Origin of the sequence: Pseudomonas sp. K5002, assembly GCF_013386655.1 — a bacterium.
Taxonomy (GTDB): Bacteria; Pseudomonadota; Gammaproteobacteria; order Pseudomonadales; family Pseudomonadaceae; genus Aquipseudomonas.
The window spans coordinates 1-3,003 of sequence record NZ_JACARK010000645.1 but is presented as its reverse complement, the minus strand read 5'-3'; the positions used below and the strand labels follow the sequence as shown (position 1 = coordinate 3,003).

General features: G+C 60.9%; 3 protein-coding genes. 2 read left to right on the top strand and 1 reads right to left on the bottom strand.

The genetic code is table 11. From position 1 onward, the window contains the following. Nucleotides 1–238: 238 nt before the first annotated feature. On the top strand, nt 239–1,648 hold the full coding sequence (locus HX846_RS25365; protein WP_003217076.1) for a circularly permuted type 2 ATP-grasp protein: 1,410 nt from the start codon (nt 239–241) through the stop codon (nt 1,646–1,648). Nucleotides 1,649–1,650: 2 nt separating this feature from the next. Further along, nucleotides 1,651–2,601, top strand: a complete 951-nt coding sequence (locus HX846_RS25360) for an alpha-E domain-containing protein (RefSeq protein WP_003217078.1) — start codon at nt 1,651–1,653, stop codon at nt 2,599–2,601. Between the two features lie 169 nt (nt 2,602–2,770). On the opposite strand, the gene HX846_RS25355 is transcribed toward HX846_RS25360, so the two are convergent. Continuing rightward, nucleotides 2,771–3,003 (bottom strand): peptide-methionine (S)-S-oxide reductase (locus HX846_RS25355; RefSeq protein WP_178966323.1); only part of this gene is annotated, 233 nt, incomplete at its 5' end.

Genomic DNA, 3,003 nt, shown 5'->3' with positions numbered 1-3,003 from the left:
CTGCGCAGCCCAGCGGGAGCAAGCTCCCTCGCCACAAGGTGGATGGCACAGGCATTGCTTTAGTCCTTTATCTGCCCGGATACAGGAGCAATCGTTACCCCCCGACCCAGAGCCCACCCCAAAAGAAAGTAAGGACCAGGCCTGCTGGCACCATCAGCCACGGGCTCATAAAAAAATGCGTTTTCTAAAGCGGCAGTGCCAAAGCGCAGTTAGTCCCGGCACTGACAAGGTAATTGGAATGGCTCGATCTTTCTTTGATGAAATGAATGACGCACAAGGCGTTTGCCGTGCGCATTATCAGGAATTCTCCCGCTGGCTGGCCAACACGCCGCCAGAACTGCTGGCCCAGCGCCGCCGTGAAGCCGACCTGCTGTTTCACCGCGCGGGGATCACCTTCACCCTGTATGGCGACGAGCAAGACACCGAGCGCCTGATCCCCTTCGATATCATCCCCCGCAGCATCCCCGCCAGTGAGTGGAGTGTCATCGAGCGTGGCTGTATCCAGCGGGTGAATGCGCTGAACATGTTCCTTGCCGACATCTACCACGACCAACGCATCATCAAGGCCGGGATCATTCCCGCCGATCAGGTGCTGGGCAACGAGGGATACCAGAAAGCCATGGTCGGCCTGGACCTGCACCGCGATATCTACTCGCACATCTCCGGGGTCGACCTGGTGCGCGATGGCGACGGCACCTACTACGTGCTCGAAGACAACCTGCGTACCCCCAGCGGCGTGAGCTACATGCTCGAAGACCGCAAGATGATGATGCGCCTGTTCCCCGAGGTGTTCGCCAAGCAACGCATCGCCCCGGTGGACCACTATCCCAACCTGCTGCTCAAGACCCTGAAAAGCTCCAGCCGCCTGGACAACCCGAATGTGGTGGTGCTGACGCCGGGCCGGTTTAACAGCGCGTTCTTCGAGCATGCATTCCTGGCCCGGGAAATGGGCGTGGAGCTGGTGGAAGGCGCCGACCTGTTCGTGCACGACCTCAAGGTGTTCATGCGTACCACCGACGGCCCCAAGGCCGTGGATGTGATCTACCGCCGCATCGACGATGCCTTCCTCGACCCGCAGGCTTTCAACCCCGATTCGATGCTCGGTGTGCCCGGCCTGGTCGCGGCGTACTGCGCGGGCAACGTAGTGCTGGCGAATGCGATCGGCACCGGCGTGGCGGACGACAAGTCGATCTACCCGTACGTGCCGGAAATGATCCGGTTCTACCTGGATGAAGAGCCAGTCCTGCAAAACGTGCCGACGTTCCAGTGCCGCAAGCCGGATGAGCTGTCCCACGTACTGGCGCACCTGCCGGAACTGGTGGTCAAGGAAACCCAGGGTTCCGGCGGCTACGGCATGCTGGTGGGCCCGGCGTCCAGTGCGGCCGAGATCGAGGACTTCCGCCAGCGTATCAAGGCCCGCCCGCACGCCTACATCGCCCAACCGACCTTGAGCCTGTCCACTTGCCCGACCTTTGTCGAAAACGGCATCGCGCCGCGGCATATCGACCTGCGACCGTTCGTGCTCTCGGGCAAGGAAACCCGCCTGGTGCCCGGTGGCTTGACCCGCGTGGCGCTGCGCGAAGGCTCATTGATCGTCAACTCGTCGCAAGGCGGCGGAACTAAGGACACCTGGGTGGTGGAGGGCTGAGTATGCTGAGTAGAACCGCCGCAGATCTGTATTGGATGTCCCGTTACCTGGAGCGTGCCGAGAACCTGGCGCGCATGCTGGAAGTCAGTTATTCGCTGTCGTTGATGCCCCAGGCCGGGCGCAGTGACGGGCTGGACGAGTTGGCCATGTCGCTGCTCAGCAGCGGCACCCTGGACAGTTACCTTGAGCGTCATCAGCAACTGGACGCCGAGCGCATGCTGCACTTCTTCGCCCTCGACGAGGAAAACCCCGCCAGTATCTACAACTGCCTGCGGGCTGCACGGGGTAATGCCCATGCGGTGCGGGGACGGATCACGGCTGATATGTGGGAAAACCTCAACGCCACCTGGCTGGAGATGCGCAGTATTGCGGCCGGCGGGTTGGCGCGGCATGGCATCAGCCACTTTTGTGACTGGGTGAAGCAGCGCTCGCACCTGTTTCGTGGGGCGACGTCCGGGACGATCATGCGCAACGATGCGTATCGGTTTATTCGGCTGGGGACGTTTGTCGAGCGGGCGGATAACACGTTGCGGTTGCTGGACGCGCGGTATGAAATGTTTGGGGAAGAGTCCGAGGAAGTCAGCGACCTTTCGGCACGCGGGTATTACCAGTGGAGCGCGTTGTTGCGGGCGCTGTCGTCGTTTGAGGCGTATACCGAGCTGTACCCGAATGCGCTGAATGCGCGGTCGGTGTCGGAGTTGTTGCTGTTGCGCAGTGATGTGCCGCGCTCGTTGCATGCGTGTATCGAGGAGTTGAGCCATATCCTGGCGGACCTGCCGGGGAGTTATGGGCGTACGGCCCAGCGTTTGGCGGCGGAGTTTGAGGCGCGGCTGAGGTATACAGGGATTGATGAGATTCTGGAGGATGGGCTGCATAGCCGGTTGACGGATTTTATCGACACCGTGCGGGAGTTGGCGCGGGCGATTCATAGCTCCTACCTTGAAGTCGTCTGATGATCGTGATGATCGTTCCCACGCTGATCGTTCCCACGCTCCGCGTGGGAATGAATCCGGTGACGCTCCGCGTCACGACTTCAAGAGCGGACGCAGAGCGCCCTGGCGGCGTTCCCACGCAGAGCGTGGGAACGATCGTCGATCGTCGAGAGTGGGAACGATCATAGGTCTACTGGTTTTTCACCAGTACCGGTTCTGCGCGGTACTGCTCAGGGAACAATTTTTTCAGCTGGGCCACCTTTGGCAGGTCGTTGATCACGATGTAGGGGTACGACGGGTTTTCGGTCAGGAAGTCCTGGTGATAGGACTCCGCCGGGTAGAAGGCTTTGCCTATCTCGATCTTGGTCACGATCGGCTTGTCGAAGGCTTTCGCGGCGTCGAGCTGGGCGATGTAGGCCTGGG

Coding starts and splice junctions, on each gene's coding strand:
- HX846_RS25365 (WP_003217076.1), top strand. CDS start 239: ATGGCTCGATCTTTCTTTGATGAAATGAATGACGCACAAGGCGTTTGC.
- HX846_RS25360 (WP_003217078.1), top strand. CDS start 1,651: ATGCTGAGTAGAACCGCCGCAGATCTGTATTGGATGTCCCGTTACCTG.